Source organism: Pelagerythrobacter marensis, from assembly GCF_036700095.1.
Lineage (GTDB): Bacteria > Pseudomonadota > Alphaproteobacteria > Sphingomonadales > Sphingomonadaceae > Pelagerythrobacter > Pelagerythrobacter marensis_A.
The window spans coordinates 24,098-44,190 of record NZ_CP144918.1; the positions used below are offsets into that span (position 1 = coordinate 24,098).

Annotated in this window: 14 protein-coding genes; 12 read left to right on the forward strand and 2 right to left on the reverse strand. The window is 66.0% G+C overall.

Annotated elements, in window-relative coordinates:
- Window positions 1-25 precede the first annotated feature (25 nt).
- The 10 genes from V5F89_RS00115 to V5F89_RS00160 all read left to right on the forward strand — a co-directional run bounded on the left by V5F89_RS00115 (window position 26) and on the right by V5F89_RS00160 (window position 11,135).
- On the forward strand, window positions 26-1,555 hold the full coding sequence (locus V5F89_RS00115) for a putative bifunctional diguanylate cyclase/phosphodiesterase (RefSeq protein WP_338446243.1): 1,530 nt from the start codon (window positions 26-28) through the stop codon (window positions 1,553-1,555).
- Window positions 1,552-2,913 carry a methyl-accepting chemotaxis protein gene (locus tag V5F89_RS00120; RefSeq protein ID WP_338446244.1) on the forward strand — a complete coding sequence of 454 codons (1,362 nt, stop codon included), beginning with the start codon at window positions 1,552-1,554 and terminating at the stop codon, window positions 2,911-2,913. The genes V5F89_RS00115 and V5F89_RS00120 overlap by 4 nt, the downstream gene beginning before the upstream one ends.
- 97 nt (window positions 2,914-3,010) lie before the next feature.
- Window positions 3,011-4,120, forward strand: a complete 1,110-nt coding sequence (locus tag V5F89_RS00125) for an ABC transporter ATP-binding protein (protein WP_338446245.1) — start codon at window positions 3,011-3,013, stop codon at window positions 4,118-4,120.
- A gap of 31 nt (window positions 4,121-4,151) precedes the next feature.
- Window positions 4,152-5,183, forward strand: coding sequence for a LacI family DNA-binding transcriptional regulator (locus tag V5F89_RS00130; RefSeq protein ID WP_338446246.1), 1,032 nt, complete (start codon window positions 4,152-4,154; stop codon window positions 5,181-5,183).
- A complete protein-coding gene (locus V5F89_RS00135) occupies window positions 5,183-6,436 on the forward strand; it encodes an extracellular solute-binding protein (RefSeq protein WP_338446247.1) in 1,254 nt (417 codons plus the stop codon). Before V5F89_RS00130 ends, V5F89_RS00135 begins: the two co-directional genes overlap by 1 nt.
- Window positions 6,433-7,335, forward strand: coding sequence for a sugar ABC transporter permease (locus V5F89_RS00140; RefSeq protein ID WP_338446248.1), 903 nt, complete (start codon window positions 6,433-6,435; stop codon window positions 7,333-7,335). The genes V5F89_RS00135 and V5F89_RS00140 overlap by 4 nt, the downstream gene beginning before the upstream one ends.
- Window positions 7,332-8,144, forward strand: a complete 813-nt coding sequence (locus tag V5F89_RS00145) for a carbohydrate ABC transporter permease (protein ID WP_338446249.1) — start codon at window positions 7,332-7,334, stop codon at window positions 8,142-8,144. The genes V5F89_RS00140 and V5F89_RS00145 overlap by 4 nt, the downstream gene beginning before the upstream one ends.
- A gap of 2 nt (window positions 8,145-8,146) precedes the next feature.
- Entirely contained in the window at window positions 8,147-8,896 is a 750-nt protein-coding gene (locus V5F89_RS00150; RefSeq protein ID WP_338446250.1) for a dienelactone hydrolase family protein, read from the forward strand.
- Window positions 8,893-10,251 (forward strand): GH1 family beta-glucosidase, encoded by a 1,359-nt coding sequence (locus V5F89_RS00155; protein WP_338446251.1) that lies wholly within the window; start codon window positions 8,893-8,895, stop codon window positions 10,249-10,251. The genes V5F89_RS00150 and V5F89_RS00155 overlap by 4 nt, the downstream gene beginning before the upstream one ends.
- Entirely contained in the window at window positions 10,248-11,135 is an 888-nt protein-coding gene (locus tag V5F89_RS00160; RefSeq protein ID WP_338446252.1) for an endonuclease/exonuclease/phosphatase family protein, read from the forward strand. Before V5F89_RS00155 ends, V5F89_RS00160 begins: the two co-directional genes overlap by 4 nt.
- A gap of 85 nt (window positions 11,136-11,220) precedes the next feature.
- Here the strand turns inward: V5F89_RS00160 and V5F89_RS00165 are convergent, their stop codons facing one another.
- Together V5F89_RS00165 and V5F89_RS00170 are read right to left on the reverse strand one after the other, a co-directional pair.
- On the reverse strand, window positions 11,221-12,714 hold the full coding sequence (locus V5F89_RS00165) for a glucoamylase family protein (RefSeq protein WP_338446253.1): 1,494 nt from the start codon (window positions 12,712-12,714) through the stop codon (window positions 11,221-11,223).
- Between the two features lie 81 nt (window positions 12,715-12,795).
- Complete coding sequence (locus tag V5F89_RS00170; RefSeq protein WP_338446254.1) at window positions 12,796-15,855, reverse strand: TonB-dependent receptor; 3,060 nt, start codon at window positions 15,853-15,855, stop codon at window positions 12,796-12,798.
- Between the two features lie 215 nt (window positions 15,856-16,070).
- On the opposite strand from V5F89_RS00170, the gene bglX reads away from it, so the two are divergent.
- Window positions 16,071-18,404: a beta-glucosidase BglX gene (bglX, locus tag V5F89_RS00175; RefSeq protein ID WP_338446255.1), complete on the forward strand. Its 2,334-nt coding sequence runs from the start codon at window positions 16,071-16,073 to the stop codon at window positions 18,402-18,404.
- A gap of 5 nt (window positions 18,405-18,409) precedes the next feature.
- A complete protein-coding gene (locus V5F89_RS00180) occupies window positions 18,410-20,092 on the forward strand; it encodes a sulfatase (protein WP_338446256.1) in 1,683 nt (560 codons plus the stop codon).
- Window position 20,093: the final 1 nt, after the last annotated feature.

The window sequence follows — 20,093 nt, forward strand, 5'->3', positions numbered from 1 at the left end:
AAGAACAGGGGTTGGGACTCAAGCGGTGACACTGGAGGCAGAACAACACGGCTTTGCACCGCGCCTGCTCGTCATTCTGCCGCTGGTAGTTCTGACCGCGATATATGCCGCCATCTGCCTGGCGCTGCTGTTCGGCGACGATTACGGTTTTGCCAGAACCTCGCACCTGATCTTCGCCGGCAGCGCGATTTACGCCGTTGCGGTCCTGCTCCTGCTGCGCTTCGGCTTCGCACACGTCGCGCGGCTCGAACGTCTGGGCATCACCGACAGCCTCAGCCAGCTGCCCAACCGCCGCGCGCTGCACCGGAACGTTACCGCCGGTGCCAGCTCCGGACGGGAAATGGCCGTCGCCCTTATCGATCTCGACGGATTCAAGACAATCAACGATCTTTACGGTCATGGCATGGGCGATCATCTGATCAAGGAAGTCGCCGCCAGTCTGCGCCGTTTGTGCGGCAACGATGCCGTCGGTTATCGCCTTGGCGGAGACGAGTTCGCGATCAGCATGATCGGTCCGCTGGCGGGAACGCTGCTGGAGGGAATCTGCCGCGGCTTCCTCGAAAGGTTGAGCCAGCCCGTCAGCGTCGGAGGCAGGCAGATTCCGATCGGGGCCAGTATCGGGCTGGCGCGCTGCAATTCCGGCGAAGCGCTCGATTCGTCCGAGCTGCTGCGCCGTGCCGATGTGGCAATGTATGTGTCCAAGCGCGACGGCAAGATGCGTTGCACCTGGTTCAAACCCGAATTCGACCACAGTCTGGAGGCCATGCGCGATCTGGACAACGAGTTGCGCGCCGGGCTGCTGAACGACGAATTCCATGTCCACTACCAGCCGCTCGTCGATGCCCGGACTCACGAGATCGTGGGCGTCGAGGCGCTGCTCCGCTGGGCGAGGCCGGACGGCAGCGAGCTAGGCCCGGAAGTCTTCGTGCCGGTGGCGGAGGAATCGGGGCTCATCAATCCGATCGGCCTGTGGGTGCTCCGGCGAGCGTGCAGCGACGCGCTGGACTGGGGCATTCAGCTGTCGGTCAATATTTCGGCCGCCCAGCTCCGCAACCCGGAATTTCCGTTTCAGCTCGGGCAAGTGCTCGAAGAAACGGGCTTTCCTGCGGAGCGGCTGGAGCTTGAGATAACCGAAACCTGCCTCGTCCTCGATCCGATCGTGGCCGAACGGACGCTCGATCTGGTCCGCGGGCTCGGGGTCGATGTCGTGCTCGACGATTTCGGGACCGGCTATGCCTCCATCGGCTTCCTGCGGCAATTCCGGTTCGAGAAGCTCAAGCTCGATCGTTCGCTGGTGGTCGATTCCGCGAGCGACGAAAGCTCGCGCGCCATGATGCTGTCGAGCATTTCGATGGCTCGCGCGCTCTCCATGCGGGTCACCGCCGAAGGCGTGGAAACCATGGATCAGGCCGCCATGGTGCGCAGCGCAGGATGCGACCATCTCCAGGGCTGGCTCTATTTCGCGCCCATGCCCTCCGGCGACATCGCCCGGCATCTCGGCCAGTCGCCTTCAGGCAACGACACCCGGAAACAGCCGGGAAGGAAAGTAGCATGAACGCCGAAACCACTATCATCGTCCCCGACGAAATGCGCGAGGAGATCGATCAGGTCGTTCTCGACGAAACGGCTCGGCCCGTTTCGCCGGGGCGTTCCGTTCTCGTACGGCGCTTCAACGACCAGTCGCTGGGACGAAAGCTCACGATTCTGTGCGGCGTGCCGCTCGTCGCGCTGGCGGCGCTCGCGGCCCTGGCCTGGATCGGGCTCGGTTCTACCGATCGGGATTTTGCCGAATCGCTGCGCTGGCCGATCGTGACGGTGACGGCCATGCTGATCGTCGCCGGCATCGGTGCGATCGGCATCGTCATGAAGGACACCTCGAACCAGCTTCGCAAACTGGCGAAAGACATGACCGCACTGGCCGCGGGGCATCGCGACTTCGCCATTGCCGGGCTGGAACGGCGCGACGAAATCGGCGAGATCGCGCGTGCGTTCGAAGTCTTCGTGAAGTCGGGCCGCAAACTGGACGAGATGTTCGCCAATCGCCGGGTGGAGCGCGAGCGGCGGCAAGAGGAAATGCGGGCGCTGGTGCGCTCGTTCGAAACCAATGTCGGCCATGTCGTCAACGGCGTCGGCACCGCCGCGGTGCAGCTCAAGGCGACGGCAAGTTCGATGGCGAGCGCCGCCGAAAAGGGTGCAGAACAGACTTCGCGGGTGGCCCAGGCAATGGCAGAGGCCTCTTCGGGCGTGACGGCCGCTGCCGCCGCGTCGGACGAATTCGCGATGTCGATCGGCGAAATCAGCCGCCAGGCGGCACAGTCGGCCGAGCTGGCCCGCGAAGCCACCGGGTCGACGCAAACCGCCAACGATACGATTTCCGCCCTTTCGAAGACCGCAGAGGAAATCGGCCATGTGGTCGGCCTCATTTCGACGATCGCGCAGCGCACCAACCTGCTGGCCCTCAACGCTTCGATCGAGGCGGCCCGGGGCGGCGAAGCGGGGCGCGGTTTCGCGGTGGTCGCGTCGGAAGTGAAGGAGCTGGCCGCCCAGACCGGCCGCGCAACCGAGCAGGTGGCGCAGCAGATCCAGGCGATCCAGGATTCGACCGGGGCCAGCGTGAGCGCGCTCCAGGTCGTCGCCGAACAGGTTCAGCAACTGGAATCGACGGCGATCTCGATCGCTTCGGCGGTGGACCAGCAATCGGTCGCCGGCCAGGAACTGGCACGGAATATCGATCTCACCGCTCGGGGGACGAGCGAAGTACGGTCCAACGTCGAAAAGATCCGCGAAACCGCGCTGTCGACCGGGGCCGCCGCATCGCAAGTGCTCAGTTCCGCCACCGAGCTGGAAGGCCAGGCATCGACCTTGCGGAGCCAGGTCGCACGAATTCTCGAGGCAGTGCACAAGCGGAGCTGACGCCCCTGCGGCCACAACTAGTGATTGCTGCCGCGCGGAGGACGGCGCTATGTGGCTCCGGGCCGGGCGCTGCGGCGTCCGCGAAGGGGAGAGAGACGTGCCGGGTGCAACCTTATCCCGGATCGACAAGAGTTTCGGCACAGTCCCGCTGTTCCAGGATTTCGACCTTTCCGTGGGGGATGGCGAGTTCGTGGTCCTGGTCGGCCCGTCCGGCTGCGGGAAATCGACCCTGCTGCGTCTCATCGCCGGGTTGGAAAACCCGGATCGCGGCGAAATCCGCATAGGCTCCCGACGGGTAGATCGCCTTCCGCCGGGGGAGCGCGGAGTGGCGATGGTATTCCAGTCCTATGCGCTCTATCCGCAGATGACGGTGGCGCAGAACATCGCGTTCCCGCTGCGCATGGCCGGATGGTCGCGCAGCGCGGTCGATGCCAGCGTGACACAGGCCTGCGAGCTGCTCGGCCTTGCCGATCTGATGGACCGGCGCCCGGCGGAACTCTCGGGCGGGCAACGGCAACGGGTGGCGATCGGGCGCGCCATCGTGCGCGAGCCCGACCTGTTTCTGTTCGACGAGCCCCTGTCCAATCTCGATGCCAACCTCCGCGCGCAGATGCGCCGCGAATTCGCCGAATTACACGCCCGGCTGCGCGCGCCGACCGTCTACGTCACACACGATCAGGCGGAGGCGATGGCGCTGGCCGACCGCATCGTGCTGATGCGCGAAGGGAAGATCGAGCAGGACGCGACGCCCGAGGAAATCTATCGCCGGCCGGCATCGTTGTTTGCAGCGCGTTTCTTCGGCCAGCCGCCGATCAACACCCTGCCCGGCCATATCGTCCATGCGGACGAGCGCGGTACGCAGGTCGCAACCGCCCATTCCGGCGAGAGCCTCTTTCTGCCGCCCCTGCGGTGCGCGCCGCCCGACGGACAGGAGGTCGTGGTCGCCGTTCGGCCGGAAGCGCTGTCGGCAGTTGCGGACGAAGGGCGGATCGCCTTCGCATCTCGCCGGGTAAAGTACGTGGAATGGTACGGCGGCGAATGCCAGGTCGGGCTGGGCCAGGGCACCGATGCCCTGATATGGCGGGCGATCGGCAAGGCCGGCCTTGTTCCGGGCGACACGATCGCGCTCCACGCCGCGCCCGGCGACATCCAACTTTTCGGTGCCGACGGACGGGCCCTGGAACGCCCGCCATTGCCGATTTTGTGAAAACGGTTACATAGGCTTCGGAGGGGAAGACATGGTCACGATTCGGGATGTTGCGAGGGAAGCAGGCGTATCGGTCGCCACGGTTTCCCGCGCACTCAACGGTCGGACGAATGTTACCAAGGAAACGCGCGAGGCGATCGAGGCCGCGGCGAAAGCGCTCAATTTCGTGCCCCACTCGGGGGCCCGCAGCCTGACGATCCGCCAGACCGACACCATCGGGGTGATCCTGCCCGACCTGTTCGGCGAGTTCTTTTCCGAAATCATCCGCGGGATCGACATGATCGCGCACGGCGCCGGCAAGCACCTGCTGCTCGGCAACATGCATGGCAGTTCCCACGAAACGACCAGCGCGATCCGCGCCATGCGGGGGCGGGTGGACGGGCTGCTGCTGATGCCGCCCGATTCCACCGCCGAATTGCTCGCCGACCATCTCGACCCCGGTATGCCGACCGTCCTGCTCAATGCCCAGGCCGGCGAGAGCGACGTGCCATTCGTCGCGGTCGACAACTATCGCGGTGCGCGCACGATAACCGAGCACCTGATCGCATGTGGCCGCAAGCGGATCGTCCACATCGCCGGGCCCAAGCACAATCGCGACGCGCGCGAGCGCTTGCGCGGGTTCACCGATGCGATGCGCGAAAAGGCAGGCGAAACGCAACCTGTTGTGCTTCCCGGCGATTTCTCCGAAAGCGCAGGGCGCGAGGCCGCGCGCCTTCTGCTCGCCGGGCAAGTCCCCGCCGATGCCGTGTTCGCCGCGAACGACGTGATGGCGGTCGGCCTGATCTCGGTGCTCGACGAAGCCGGTGTGGCCATCGGTCGGCAGACGCTGGTGGCAGGATTCGACGATATCCCGCTCGCCCGCCACATTACCCCCCGGCTGACCACGATGCAGTCGAACATGGCGCAGCTCGGTTCCACCGCCGCAATGCTGCTGCTGCGCATGCTGCGCGGCGAACCGCTGGGGATGGCGCACGGGGTGGTCCTTTCGCCCACCCTGGCCGACCGTGAATCGACGCTCGGCCCCGACGCGAGCAAAGCAAGAACGCCAACCGGAAGCGGCTGATGGGGCCAGGTCTGTCGCGTCGCCGTCTGCTCGCATCGACGCTGGCCGGTTCGGCGGCGCTGGCGCTTGGCGGCTGCGCCCGGTCCGATCGGCTGACATTCTGGGCTATCGGGAACGAGGCCGCCGCTTTGCCCGGCCTTTTGAACCGGCACGATCTGGCGGCTGTCAAAGTCCAGCCGCTGCCCTGGTCGGGCGCACACCAGAAACTGCTGACGGGCTTCGTCGGCGACGCGTTGCCCGATCTCGCGCAAGTGGGCAACAGCTGGCTGGGCGAACTCGACGCGATCGGTGCGCTGGCCCCCGTCCCCGCCGATGTCGCAGCGGACACCGACCCCTTTCCGGCAGTGATCGAAAGCAATCGCATTGCCGGCCGCCTGATCGCGTTGCCGTGGTACGTCGATACCCGGGTCCAGTTCTATCGCAGCGACTTGTTCGCGCGCGCCGGATATGCCGCCGCGCCGCTCGAATGGCACGAATGGAAGCGGGCCTTGGCCCGCGTTCGATCGCAGGGCGACGGCCAGACGTTCGGCGTGCTCCTGCCGCTCGACGAGTTCGAGCACTTGCAGACCCTGGCGCTTTCCGCCGGGGCGGATTTCCTGCGCGACGAGGGCACGCGCGGCGCCTTCGGCGCCCCCGAATTCGTGGAGGCGCTCGGCTTCTACAAGTCGCTGTTCGACGAGGGGCTGGCGCCGGTCGTTACCGGCGCGCAGATCGCCAATCGCTGGGCGGAATTCGCGCGCGGCTGGTTCGCAGTCTATCCTTCGGGGCCGTGGATGATCGGCGAAATGCGCGAACGCCTGCCGCCTGCGATGCAGGGCAAGTGGGCGACAGCGCCAAACCCCGGCCCGGACGGGGTCGGGGCTGCCGCACCGGGCGGGTCCAGCCTCGTCGTCTTTGCGGGCGGAGAGCGCAAGCGCGAAGCCTGGAATGCCGTGCGCCGGCTGCTGCGCCCCGACGCGCAGCTCGCCCTCCACCACGCGACCGGCGACCTGCCCGCCATGCGGTCGGCCTGGACCCGGGGCAAACTGGCGCAAGACCCCGTGGTCGCCCCCTTCGCCCGCCAGCTCGAACGGGCGCGCCCACTGCCCAAAGTCCCCGAATGGGAACGGGTCGTGACCGAAATGCAGGTCGTCGCCGACCGCATGGTCCGCGGCGAATTCACAGTGCGCGGCGCAGCGCGGGAGATGGATGCGCGGGTCGATCGCATCCTGGCCAAGCGGCGGTGGATGGTCGCACGGGACACGGCGGCATGAACGGCGCGGCAAGCCGGGCGGAACGGCGCGCAGGCTGGCTTTTCAGCGCGCCTGCACTGATCGCCATCGGCCTGTTCTTCGTCCTGCCGACGATCGCCTCGCTGGCGCTGAGCCTGACCGATTTCGACATCTATGCCTTGGCCGACATCGGCAACTTGCGGTTCGTCGGCCTCGCCAACTATTCGGCGCTGCTTTCCGATCCCCTGTTCTGGACGGCGCTGGGCAATACGCTGTGGTTCGTCGCGCTGGGCGTGCCGCTGGTCGTCGTGGTCGCCCTCTTCGCCGCGATCCTGGTGAACGAGCGGATAGTCGCCTGGCGTCCCGCCTGGCGAGCAGTGTTCTTCGCACCCTATGTCACTACGCTGGTCGCGGCCGCTGTGGTCTGGAAGTATCTTCTCCATGCCCGCTACGGCCTGCTCAACCATGCCTTGGGTACGATCGGCCTGCCGCCGGTCGACTGGCTGGGCGATCCGCGCTGGGCAATCCCCGCGATCACCCTGTTCGTCGTCTGGAAGAGCTTCGGCTATTCGATGCTGATCTTCCTGGCCGCCCTGCAAACCGTCCCGCGCGAGCTGGACGAGGCGGCGCGAATCGACGGGGCGGGATGGTGGTCGCGCCTGCGACACGTCACTCTGCCGGCGATCGCGCCCGCCGCCGGGCTGGTCGCGGTGCTCGCGGTCATCGCCATGTTCCAGCTGTTCGCAGAGCCTTATGTGATGACCGAGGGCGGGCCCGCCCAATCGACGATCACCGTGCTGTACCTGATGTTCGACCAGGGCTTCCAGTGGTGGAACCTGGGCATCGGCGCGGCCGTGGCGGTCGTGCTTTTCGTCTGCATCCTTGCCGCGGCCCTGGCCCCGGCGCTGGCGCTGCGGATCTATCGCGGGCGCAGCGCATGAGCGCGCGCATCGCCATGACCGCGCTGGTCGCCATGTTCGCCGCAATCACGCTGGTGCCGCTGCTGTGGATGATTTCTGTCAGCCTGATGCAGCCGGGGGAGGCGGGGCAGTTCCCGCCGCCGCTGGTTCCCGGCGACCCCACGCTGGCCAATTACCGCGAGCTGTTCGCCAGCCAGGGCATGGGGCTGTTCCTGCTCAACAGCCTTCTGGTCTCGACCCTTGCCACCATGCTCGCGCTCGTCTTCACCTTGCCGGCCGGATATGCCTTCGCGCGGCTGCGCTATTCCGGCCGCGACGCGACCGTGCGGGCCCTGCTCGCGCTGTTGCTGATACCGGGCCAGATCGGGATGCTGCCCCTGTTTCTGGAGCTGAAGGCGCTGGGGCTGGTCAATTCCTACGCGGGTGTGCTGGTGCCCTGGCTGGCCGGGATCGTCGGAATATTCCTGGTGCGGCAATATGCGCTGTCGATCCCGCTCGACCTGATCGAGGCGGCCCGGATCGACGGCGCGAGCGAATGGCGCATCTTCCGCCACATCGTCCTGCCGATCATGCGGCCCGCCGTCGCGACGCTGGCGCTGTTCGTGTTTCTCGGCAGCTGGAACGACTTCCTGTGGCCGCTGATCGTTCTGTCCGACCACGATCTCTACACCCTGCCCGTCGCCCTCGCCGCGCTGGGTCGCGAACGCGCGCAGGATATCGAGCTGATGATGGCCGGCTCGGTGGTCACCACTGTGCCGGTGCTGATCCTGTTCCTGGCGCTGCAGCGGCAGTTCATCGGCGGCCTGCTCGCCGGAAGTGTCAAAGGATGACGATGAAACGACTGTTCCCCCTCGCCCTCGCCTTCATGCTGGCCGCGTGTACCGGCCTCGGTTCGCTGCACGCTGCACCCGCGCCGCTGGAGGATGGACAACGTCCGCAACCTCCGGTCGCGGCGGACGGCTACGATTATCAGCTCCACCTTCCCCCGGGGGCGGCACGCGCGGCGCCGGGCGAGGAGCGCTGGCCGCTGATGATCTTCCTCCATGGATCGGGCGAACGCGGGAGCGATATCGCGAAAGTGAAAGTCCACGGCCCGCCCAAGGTCGCCGATCGCGATCCGTCCTTCCCCTTCATCCTCCTTTCCCCGCAGCTCCCGGCGGAGGAGGACTGGGATCTCGCCAAGCTGGACGCCCTGCTGGATCATGCGCTGGCTACGCTGCCGGTCGATTCTGCGCGGATCTATCTGACCGGCCTCAGTCGCGGCGGCCATGCGTCCTGGCGCTGGGCGGCGGCCGAGCCGGGACGGTTCGCGGCCGTCGCTCCGGTCGCGGGGCGCGGCGATCCCGACAAGGCCTGCGCCCTGACGGACATCCCGATCTGGGCGTTCCACGGCGACCGGGACGATGTCGTGACGCCGGAAGGCAGCTTCGCCATGGCGCGGGCCATCAGGGCCTGCGGCGGGCGCAAGAGCCGGCTGACGATCTACCCCGACCTGGGCCATAATGCCTGGGATCCGGCCTACGACGATCCGGCGCTGTACCTGTGGCTCCTGTCGCATCGGATCGAAGGGGACGCACAATGAGCGGCGCGTTTCCCGAAGGGTTCCTGTGGGGCGCGGCGACCGCCGCCTACCAGGTGGAAGGGTCGCCGCTGGCCGACGGGGCCGGCGCCAGCATCTGGCATCGCTTCACCCACGACCCGCGCCTGATGATCGCCAGCGGCGACACCGGCGACGTCGCCTGCGACCACTACAACCGCATGGAAAGCGACGTCGATCTGATGAAACGGCTGGGCCTGCAGGCCTATCGCTTCAGCATCTCGTGGAGCCGGGTGCTGCCCGACGGCACCGGACGGGTGAACCAGGCGGGGCTCGATTTCTACCGCCGCCTGGTCGATCGCCTGCTGGAGGCGGAAATCGTTCCGCTGCCGACGCTCTATCACTGGGACCTGCCGGCCGCGCTGGACGACCGGGGCGGCTGGCTCAATCGCGACAGCGCCGAATGGTTCGCCGAATATGCCGCGGTCATGTACCGCGCGCTCGACGGCAAAGTGACCCGCTGGGCCACGCTCAACGAACCGTGGGTGGTCGCCGATGGCGGATACCTCAACGGCGTGCTCGCCCCCGGCCACCGCAGCATCTTCGAATGTGCGATTGCCAGCCGCAACCTGATGCGCGCGCACGGCCGCGCAGTGCAGGCCTATCGCGCTCTGGGACGGCACGAGGTCGGCGTGGTGTTCAATATCGAGCCCAAATATGCGGCCAGCAACAGCGCAGAGGATCTCGCCGCCACTGCGCGCGCCGATGCCTACATGAACCGGCAGTATGCCGATCCCGCGCTGCTGGGCACCTGTCCGGCGGAACTGCGCGAAGTCTACGGCGAGGCATGGGAGGACTGGCCGGAGGAAGACCTGGCACTCGCCTGCCAGCCGGTCGATTTCGTGGGCATAAACTATTACACCCGCAGTGTCGTGCGCGCATCGGACAGCGCCTGGCCGCTCTACGCCGAACGCGTGGTGCAGGAAGGGGCGCCGCATACCGAAACCGACTGGGAAGTCTTCCCCGAGGCGATGACCCGCACTCTGCTGTGGTTTCGCGAACGCTACGGCGACATCCCGCTCTATATCATGGAGAACGGCGCGGCGTTTTCCGATCCGGCGAACAGCACCGGCGCGCCGATCGTCGACGACGACCGCTGCCGCTATCTGGCCGATCATATCGCCGCCGTGCGCGACGCAATCGCCGCGGGCGTCGACATCCGCGGCTACATGGTCTGGTCGCTGTTCGACAATCTCGAATGGGCGCTGGGTTATGCCAAGCGCTTCGGGATCGTCCACGTCGATTACGAAACGCTGGAACGCACGCCCAAGCATTCGGCCCGGCTCTATCGCCGGATCATCGAAAGCAACGGCACCGCAATCGACCGGGAAATCGCATGAAACGCCTGCTTGTTCGGCCTGGCCTTCTGTCGGTCCTGCTCGGTGCCCTGCTGGTCGGCGCCTGTGCTCACCTGAAGGAGGGTGAAACAGCCGCAGCGCCGATCCGGGCGATGACTTTCAACATCCGGCTCGACACCGATTCCGACGGCCCCGACGCCTGGCCGCATCGCAAGGAGATGGTGGCCGCGCTGATCCGCCGCGAAGCGCCGGACCTGCTCGGCATGCAGGAGGTTCTGTTTCACCAGAAACGCTATCTGGAGGAGGCCCTGCCCAGATACGCTTTCGTCGGTGTCGGGCGCGACGACGGCGCGCAGGCCGGCGAGTTCTCGCCCCTGGCGTGGCGAAACGACCGGTTCGACGTTCTGCGCTCGGGCACTTTCTGGCTCTCTCCGACGCCCGACGTGGCCGGCAGCAAAGGTTGGGATGCCGCCCTTCCCCGCATCGCGACCTGGGCGGTCCTGCGCGACCGGCGCAGCGGCGAGACGATACGCGCGCTCAACACGCATTTCGATCATGTCGGCTCCCGCGCCCGTGCGGAAGCGGCGCGGACGATTGCCGAATGGGTCGCGAGCGACAGCGGCACGCCGGCTGTCGTGATGGGCGATTTCAACGCGGAGCCCGGCAGCGCGCCTTATCGCATTCTCGCCGATACGGCACGCAGCGGGCTGGTCGATACGCGCAGTGCCAGCCGCTCGCCGCCATATGGCCCGCCCGGCACGTTTACGGGTTTCGATATCGCAGCCGCATCCGAAGCGCCGATCGACCACGTTTTCGCAACGCCCGATTTCACGATCAGCGCCCATGCCGTCGTCACGCAGCACTGGGGCGGGCGCCTGCCTTCGGACCACTACCCGGTCGTCGTCGATCTGGAAAAAGAGCGCTGATGCGGCTCCCCATCTGCCTGCTCACCGTGCCGGTGGCCGGGTAGGGGTGCGGGCGGTGCCGCTTCAGCCATGCTGAATAGCGACTCTAATCTGCCGCCTGGTCCAGCCAGCCGCCGGCAAAGCCCAGACGTTTCAGCCCGCGGCGGATGTGCGGGTTCTTGCGCATCGTGCGCCAGACCAGCCCGCTGCGGTGATTTTCCAGCATCGCAAGGATCGGCCCCTGGTCGATGCCCAGGTGGTCGCGGGCAATCCACCCGAGTTCCGGGTCGACGGTACCGCTCGGGCTGCCCGCATCGACGAATGTGTAGCTGGGATTGAATGCATCCTTGAACCCGTAGCGGGTATAGAGCGCCTCGCCATAGGCTTCGCGCATGTTCATCAACGCCGGGATCGTCACTTCGGGCGCGAACGCGATCGATCCGCCGGCGGCCGTGGGCACGACAGTGCCGTCGTCCACCACCCGCTCCGCACTGACGCCGCGGGCCGAGTAGCCCATGAATTCGCGCGGCTTGCCGTTCACTTCGCGGCCGTTGGCCGCGGCGGTCGGTCCATCCGATGCCGTCCAGCCCCAGATATCGCCCGAATAGCCGACCCAGTCGTTCGGGTTGTCGGCGCCATAGGCTCGCTGGCTCAAGGTCGCGCGGCGGCTGTTCTCGAAATAGTCGATCCCCTTGGCCCGCATGAACTCGTCGCGAATGCCGCGGAAATCGACCCAGACATGGCTGTACTGATGGCCGAACAGCGGCTCGAACTGAAGGTGCTCGTAACCGTAATAGCTACCCCAGTCCTTCTCCAGGTTGGCGGCCCAGCCGGTGTCCCAGGCATCCTTGTCGATCGGATGCGTCGGCGATCCGGCGGCGAGGATATAGACCAGCATCGCTTCGTTGTAGCCGACCCAGTCGTGGGTTCCGAAGTCGCCCCCCTCGCCCCTCTCGGGATACCAGCCCATGGCGATCGCCTTGCCGCTGCCGCCGTTGGCAGAGGGGATGGTGCTGTTCTCCCGCTGAACGAACGTCCAGTCCACCCGGCGATAGATCTTTTCGGCCAGATCGCGGATCTCGGCCTCCACCGCATCGTCCCTGTCGAAATAGCTTTGCGCGAACAACACTCCGCCGAGCAGGAGGGAGGTGTCGACCGTGGACAGCTCCGTCTTGCCACGGCGCGTGCCGTCGTCATTGGTCAGGAAGTGGTAGAAGAAGCCCTTGTGCCCACTGGTGCCCGAGACGTCCGGTCCCTGCGGAGCATTCCAGTAGAATTCCAGGCAGTCGCGCGTGCGCTGCGCCGCCGCCTCCCGCGAGACATAGCCCCGCTCGGCGCCGATGCCGTAAGCCGTCAGCGCGAAACCGGTCGCCGCGATCGAGGAGAAGGGATTGCTCGGCCAGCGATCGGGCGCGAGGCAGCGCCGGGTATCGGTCGTTTCCCAGAAATAGCGGAACGTGCGCTGCGACAGGTCTTCCGCAAATTCGGCCTGCGCCGCGGCGGAGTGGGATGCGGCGGAGGGCGAAGGCGGCACCGACCCGGCCGTGCACGCGGTCAGCGCCAACAGTGGCAGAGCGAACTTGGCGAAACGAACAGGCATCTTGGCTCCCAGGGCAAGGGACGCCTGACCACCCCGAGGGAGGAGGGGGGATAGAGTGGCCAGGCGCCCGATCGTGACCGGTCAGAATTCGAAGCCGGCCGACAGCTTTACCGTACGCGGCGGGTTGCCGCCCACGCCCAGCCCGGAAATGCTCAGGTAGTCGGGCGAGCTGGGATCGTTGTTGTAATCGACATAGTTGCGATCGTTGAACAGGTTGATCACGTCTGCCCGGACCCAGATGCGCGTGTCGTCGGTGATGAACGGCAGCGAGAGGTACTTGGTCACTGCCAGATCCATCTGGCGGAAGCCCCAGCGATCGCCGTTGCCGTTCGCTTCGTTCGAAATCACGTCGCGCGAAGGGTTCGGGCCGCCGGTCGAAACAAGCCGGTTGAGATAGGGGGGCGAAGCGATCTGGAACTTGCCCGACAGGACCATGCCGATCGGCAGGTCGACCGACCCGGTCATCACCAGCCGGTGCTTGCGCACACCGCTCGAACGCACGATCGGGTAATCGTCGAGCGAGGGGAAATCGAGCGAGAAATACTCGCCGAACTTCCGATTCTCCTCCGCTTCCGTATAGGTGTAGGTGGCCGAAAGGCTCCAGGGCGAGCCGACCGAGTAGCTCTTGTTCAGCTTGAGATAGGCCGAATCGGCACTCGTCTCGAGGCCGTTGGTGCCGATGATGATCGAGCCATATCCCGAAGGCGAAAAGCCCCACGGCGAATTGGGCACCGCGGGTGCCGGTTCGAAGAACGACCCGTCGGGCCGTCGGTTGCCCAGCAGATAGGCGAACCCGTCCCTGCTCTCGATATGGCTGAAACCGATCTCGGCATCGAAATTCGACGTCAGACGCCCGCGAAGGCCGAGGCTGAACTGATCCGAATAGGGCATCTTCAGGTCGTTATCGATAAACCGCAGCTCGCGGCCACCGCCCGCGCCGGCACCGGCCAGCAACTGCTGACGCCCCTCTTCGGTCAGGTAGATCGGATCCCAGGGAACGCAGGTCGGGCTGGGATCGCAGGTGTTGTTGGGATCGCCGGTGATGAAGTTGAACGTGCGCGTGGTGTACGATCCGACACTGATTTCCTGCTGGAGGAAATCGAACTGGTTGCGATCGTAGGACCGGCCATAGCCGCCGAACACGGCGAAGCGGCCATCGTCGTCGAGTTCGTATGTGAACCCGACGCGCGGCTGGATCGCGCCCATGAACGGCTCGCGCTCGGTCCCGGTCGAGATGTAGTCGTTGATGTCGTAATTGGCGTTGGCAAGGTTCGGATAGTTCTCGGGCGAAACCGCGTCGACCGCGTCCTGCGGATGGACGAAGTCGAGGAAGGCGGGGGTTTCCTCGTAATCCCAGCGCACGCCCAGGTTCAGCGTAAGCCGGTCGGTCACTTCCCAATCGTCCTGGATATAGACGCCGAACTGCCAGTTCTTGGAATTCACGATCGGGCTGCCGGTGCCGGTCTGGGCGCCGAACTGCACGCGATAGGGAATCGTGTCGTTGAACGTGCCGCCACCGGGATTGTGAGCGACGTTGTAGGTATAGACCGGGTTGAAGTTGTTGAGCTGCAGCGTGTTCAACTCGACCCACTTGCTTTTCACGCCAGCCTTGATCGTATGGCCTTCGAACCCGATCCAGGTGAAGTCGTTCTGGATCGCCCAGCCCTTCTGCCCCTTGTTCTGGTAATTGCCGCCACCGCCGATGCGCAGCAGGTTGTCGCGCACGATCACGCCCGGTTGCGGGTTGGTCGGCGACGGCCCGGCATAGGCGAAGAGCGAGGCGTTCGAAAATTCGACCGGAGTCGGCGCCCATTTGACGTCTTCGTAAGTGACCTTGAAATCGTTGATCCAGTTGTCGGCGGTGTGTTCCCACCGCCCTGTTACGCGAAGTTCCTCGACATCCTGCGAGCTGATGGTCGAGCGCGCGTTGATCCCGTTGCTCAGGAACTCGCCGCTTTCGTCGCGGTACTTGGCCGAAATCTCGAACAAGTCGCTGTTGCTGGGGACGAAGTCGATCTTCCCGAAATAGAGGTCTTCGTTGAAAGTCGAGTTGGTCGGACCGAACTCGCCCTGGTATTCGGCCGGGAAGAACGAGACGGGCAGGCCGAGACCGGGCGTGATCTCGACCGGACGCTCCTGACGCTTTCCTTCGTACGTGACGAAGAAGTGCATCATGTCCTTGATGATCGGGCCGCCCAGCGCACCGCCGAACTGGAAATCCTTGGTTTCCACTTTGCCGGGATTGTCGCCGTATAGCTCCAGCGGCGTGGCCGCGCGCAAGCTCTGGTCGGTATAGTCGATGAAGCCCTGCCCGTGGAACTCGTTGGTGCCCGAGCGGGTGACGGCGGTGATCGCGACCGAGCTGACCTGGTCGAACTCCGCCTTGTAGTTCGACGAAATCACGCGGTACTCGCCGATCGCCATCTGCGGGAAAGGATTGCCCTGGGTCGAATCCTGCCCGGTAATGCCGTTCTTCAGGACATAGTCCTTCTGCCCGACGCCATCGATGAAGACGTTGACCGTCCGGCTGTCCTGCGCGCCGCCCTGCAGGCGCGACTGGCCGTTCGCGCCGGTAATGAACTGCACACCCGGGGCAAGATCGGCGAAGGCGAGGAAATTGCGGTTGTTCTGGGGCAGGGTTTCGATCTGGCGGAGCGAGATGTTGGCTCCCACCTCGCCACCTTCCATCGTGCGGATACGGTTGGCGACGACCAGGATCTCGCCCCCGCCCGCGGGCGCTTCCGCTGCCGGATCGGCGCTGCCGACAGCTTGCGGCCCGAGATCGAAATCGAGCACGGCGTTCTGCGCCACGCGCAGAGTGAACGCCTCCGTCGTACGAATCCCGTCGGCGGTGGTGACTTCCAGGCGGTAGGTGCCGGGGCGCAGCGATGCGAAGTTGTAGTTGCCGGCGGCATTGGCGGCGACAGTACGGCGCACGCCGGTGTTCACCTCGACCGCAACGACCTGGCTGATACCTTCTGCACCGGTGATCCGGCCGCGGAGCGAGGCGGTCGATTCCTGCGCGTGAGCGGGTGCGACCAGCGCGGCGGACATCGCCCCGCCCGCGACGCTTACCGCAAGCGCGGCCGCAAGCCTGCGCGCCAGGCGCGATTCGATGGATAGATTGCGAGACTGGATCATGGTCATGGTTTCCTCCCCACGATCGGCCGCCCTTCTGGACGATCCGACAACTGCCTGCGTGACGGCAGGCCTTGCGCCCAACCGCCGAATCACGTCGATCTAGGGTCTTGTAACCGGTTTCATATGGCCTGTATAGCCTTCACCACATCGCCGAATCCGGCATAGGTATTCACAGCCCGGCCCGCGGCACCGCGGGCGGACGCAGGGAGAGAAACATGATCAAGTCCGCCAATGTCCTGCTAACCGGCGTCGCCGCCCTCGCTCTCGCCGGCTTCGCGACGGCCACCCATGCTTCCGCCCCGGCGCCGCAGCCGGCCGCATCGGCGACGCCGGCGGCGGACGCCCCGGCACAGCCCGCCTGGGCGCGGCAGGACCCGGCGATGGACGCCTTCATCGACGACCTGATGGCGCAGATGACCCTGCAGGAGAAGATCGGCCAGCTCACCCTCCTCACCAGCGACTGGGAATCGACCGGCCCGACGATGCGCGAGGGATACAAGCAGGATATCGCCGCGGGCCGCGTGGGCGCGATCTTCAACGCCTACACCGCCAAGTACACGCGCGAGCTGCAACAGATGGCGGTCGACGGCACGCGCCTGAAAATTCCCCTGCTGTTCGGTTACGATGTCATTCACGGCCACCGCACGATCTTTCCCATCTCGCTCGGCGAGGCCGCGAGCTGGGATCTCGAAGCGATCGAGAAATCGGCGCGCATCTCGGCGCTGGAAGCGACCGCGGAGGGCATTCAGTGGACCTTCTCACCGATGGTCGACATCGCGCGCGACGCGCGCTGGGGCCGCATTTCCGAGGGCGCGGGCGAAGACGTGTTCCTCGGCAGCGAGATCGCTCGCGCGCGCGTGCGGGGATACCAGGGCGACGACCTGGGCGCGGTCGACACCGTGCTCGCCACCGCCAAGCACTTTGCCGCCTATGGCGCCGCACAGGCGGGCCGCGACTATCACACGGTCGACATCTCCGAACGGACCCTGCGCGATGTCTACCTCCCGCCGTTCAAGGCGGCGGTCGACGAGGGCGTGGCGACTTTCATGACTTCGTTCAACGAATACGACGGCGTCCCCGCCAGCGGGAGCAAGCACCTGCTGACCGACATTCTGCGCCACGAATGGGGCTTCGACGGATTCGTGGTAACCGATTACACCTCGATCAACGAGATGGTCCCTCACGGCTATTCCAAAGACCTCGCCCATGCCGGCGAGCAGGCGATCAATGCCGGTGTCGACATGGACATGCAGGGCGCGGTGTACATGGAGAACCTGGCGAAATCGGTCGAGGAAGGCCGCGTCGACATGGCGCGCATCGACCGGGCCGTGCGCCGCGTGCTCGAAATGAAGTATCGCCTGGGCCTGTTCGAGGACCCCTATCGCTATGCCGACGAGGAACGGGAAAAGGCCACGCTGTACAAGCCCGAGTTTCTCGAGGCTGCGCGGGACGTGGCGCGCAAGTCGATGGTCCTGCTCAAGAACGAGGGCGAGGCTCTCCCGCTTGCCGCGGACGCCGGCCGGATCGCAGTGATCGGGCCGCTGGGCGACAGCAAGGCCGACATGATCGGCAGCTGGGCCGCCGGCGGCGACCGGCAGACGCGGCCGGTGACCGTGCTGGAAGGAATAGCCGCGCGCGCGGGCGACGGCGTAAGCGTCGAATATGCAAAGGGCGCGAGCTACGAGTTCGCCGACGCGGGCAAGACCGACGGCTTTGCCGAAGCGCTGGCCCTGGCAAGGAAGTCCGACGTCATCGTCGCTGCAATGGGCGAAAAGTGGGACATGACCGGCGAGGCGGCCAGCCGCACTTCGCTGGACCTGCCGGGCAATCAGCAGGCCCTGCTCGAAGCGCTCGTCGCCACCGGCAAGCCGGTCGTGCTGGTGCTGCTGAGCGGGCGCCCCAATTCGATCGCCTGGGCCGACGAGAACGTTCCGGCCATCCTCCATGCCTGGTATCCCGGCACCCAGGGCGGCCATGCCATCGCCGACGTCCTGTTCGGCGACTACAACCCCTCGGGCAAGCTGCCGGTCACCTTCCCGCGCAACGTCGGCCAGGTGCCGATCCATTACGACATGAAGAACACCGGCCGTCCGATCGAGTTGGGGGAGCCCGGCGCGAAATACGTCTCGCGCTATCTCAACACACCGAACGATCCGCTTTACCGCTTCGGCTACGGCCTCAGCTACACGACCTTCGCCTATTCGCCGGTGACGCTCTCCGCCGCCGCCATGGGGCCGGACGGATCGATCACCGCGAGCGCGACGATCACCAACACGGGCGATCGTGCGGGCGAGGAGGTCGTGCAGCTCTACGTCCGCGACCTCGTCGGTTCGGTGACCCGTCCGGTGCAGGAGCTGAAAGGTTTCGACAAGATCATGCTCCGGCCGGGCGAGGCGCGCACGGTCAGCTTCACGCTGCGGCCCCGGGATCTCGCCTTCACCCGCGCCGATATGAGCCATGGGTGGGAACCGGGCGAGTTCCAGCTCTGGATCGCCCCCTCCTCCGGTGCGAAGGCGAGCACGCCGGTCACCTTCACGATCACGGAGTAGGCCCGATGCGCCAGGCCGGTACCGCCCTTGTCGCCGCGCTCTGCGCACTGGCGCTGCCGGCCTGCGCCACGCGGGCGGACGACCCTCCGCGCCATGCCGCGGCATCTTCCGCGGCCCCGCAGGCGGAACAGCGGCGGCCGAACATCGTCTTCATCATGTCGGACGATCACGCCTATCAGGCGGTCTCCGCCTATGGCGGTGAGATCGGCCGGCTGGCGCCCACGCCCAATATCGACCGGATCGCGCGCGAGGGTGCGATCTTCGTCAACAGCTATGTCACGAATTCGCTCTGCGGGCCGAGCCGGGCGACCATGCTGACCGGTCAGTTCAGCCACTTGCATGGTTTCACCAGGAACGGCGAGCGGTTCGACAACGCCGCCTGGAACTGGGTGCGCGAAATCGGCGCCGCAGGTTATCAGACCGCGCTATTCGGCAAGTGGCATCTCAACTACTCGCCCGAAGGCGCGGGTATCCAGACCTGGAAAGTGCTCGACGACCAGGGCAAGTATTACAACCCGGATATCATCACGCCCGAAGGGCGCAGCGTGGTCGAAGGCTATGCCACCGATCTCGTCACCGATTTCAGCCTCGACTGGCTGGAGGAGGAACGCGACCCGGACAGGCCGTTCGCGATCCTGATCCATCACAAGGCGCCCCACCGCAACTTCATGCCCGCGATCCGGCACCTGCAGAAATATCTCGGGACCGAGTTCCCCGTGCCGACCAACTACTTCGATCACTATGATGGGCGCCCTGCCGCGGCGGCGCAGGAAATGACCATCTACGAGGACATGTACGAGGGCCACGACCTCCACATGACCGAGGCGGAAGGCTCGAACGAATTGCGTTTCGACCGCTGGCCCGACGATTTCGCGCGGATGACACCCGAACAGCGCGCGGCGTGGGATGCCCGGATGCAGGCGAGCAACGATGCGATGAACGAGGCAGGCCTGGCCGGCCGCGAACTCGCGCTGTGGAAATACCAGCGTTACATGAAACAGTATCTCGCCACCGTCGCCGCGGTGGACGACAGCGTCGGCCGCGTGCTCGACTGGCTGGAGGCCAACGGGCTCGATGACAACACGATCGTCGTCTATACTTCCGACCAGGGCTTCTACCTCGGCGAGCATGGCTGGTTCGACAAGCGCTTCATGTACGAGGAATCGCTGCGCACCCCGCTGGTGATGCGGTTCCCCGGTCGTATCGCCCCCGGCACGCGGGTGGAGGCGCCGGTGCAGAACGTCGATTATGCCCCGACTTTCCTCGACTTCGCCGGACTGCCGGTGCGCGACGCCATTCAGGGCCGTTCGCTGCGCGAGGTGGTGGACGGCGACGCCCCGGCCGACTGGCGGGAGGACATCTACTACCACTACTACGAATACCCCGGGTTCCACTCGGTCCGCGCGCATTACGGCGTGCGCACAGATCGCTACAAGCTGATCCGGTTCTACGGCGACATCAACCAGTGGGAATTCTACGACCTCGCGACCGATCCGGGCGAGATGCACAACCGCATCGACGATCCCGCGGCCCAGCCGATCGTCGCCCGGCTCAAGACCCGGCTGGAGGCTCTGCGCGCGCAATACCGCGACAGCGACGGGCCGGCGGTGCGCGACCCACTGACAGCCGTGGCGAAGGGGCGCCGCGACGCGCAGGCAGCGGCCGGGATCGGGCACCACGCGCATTAGA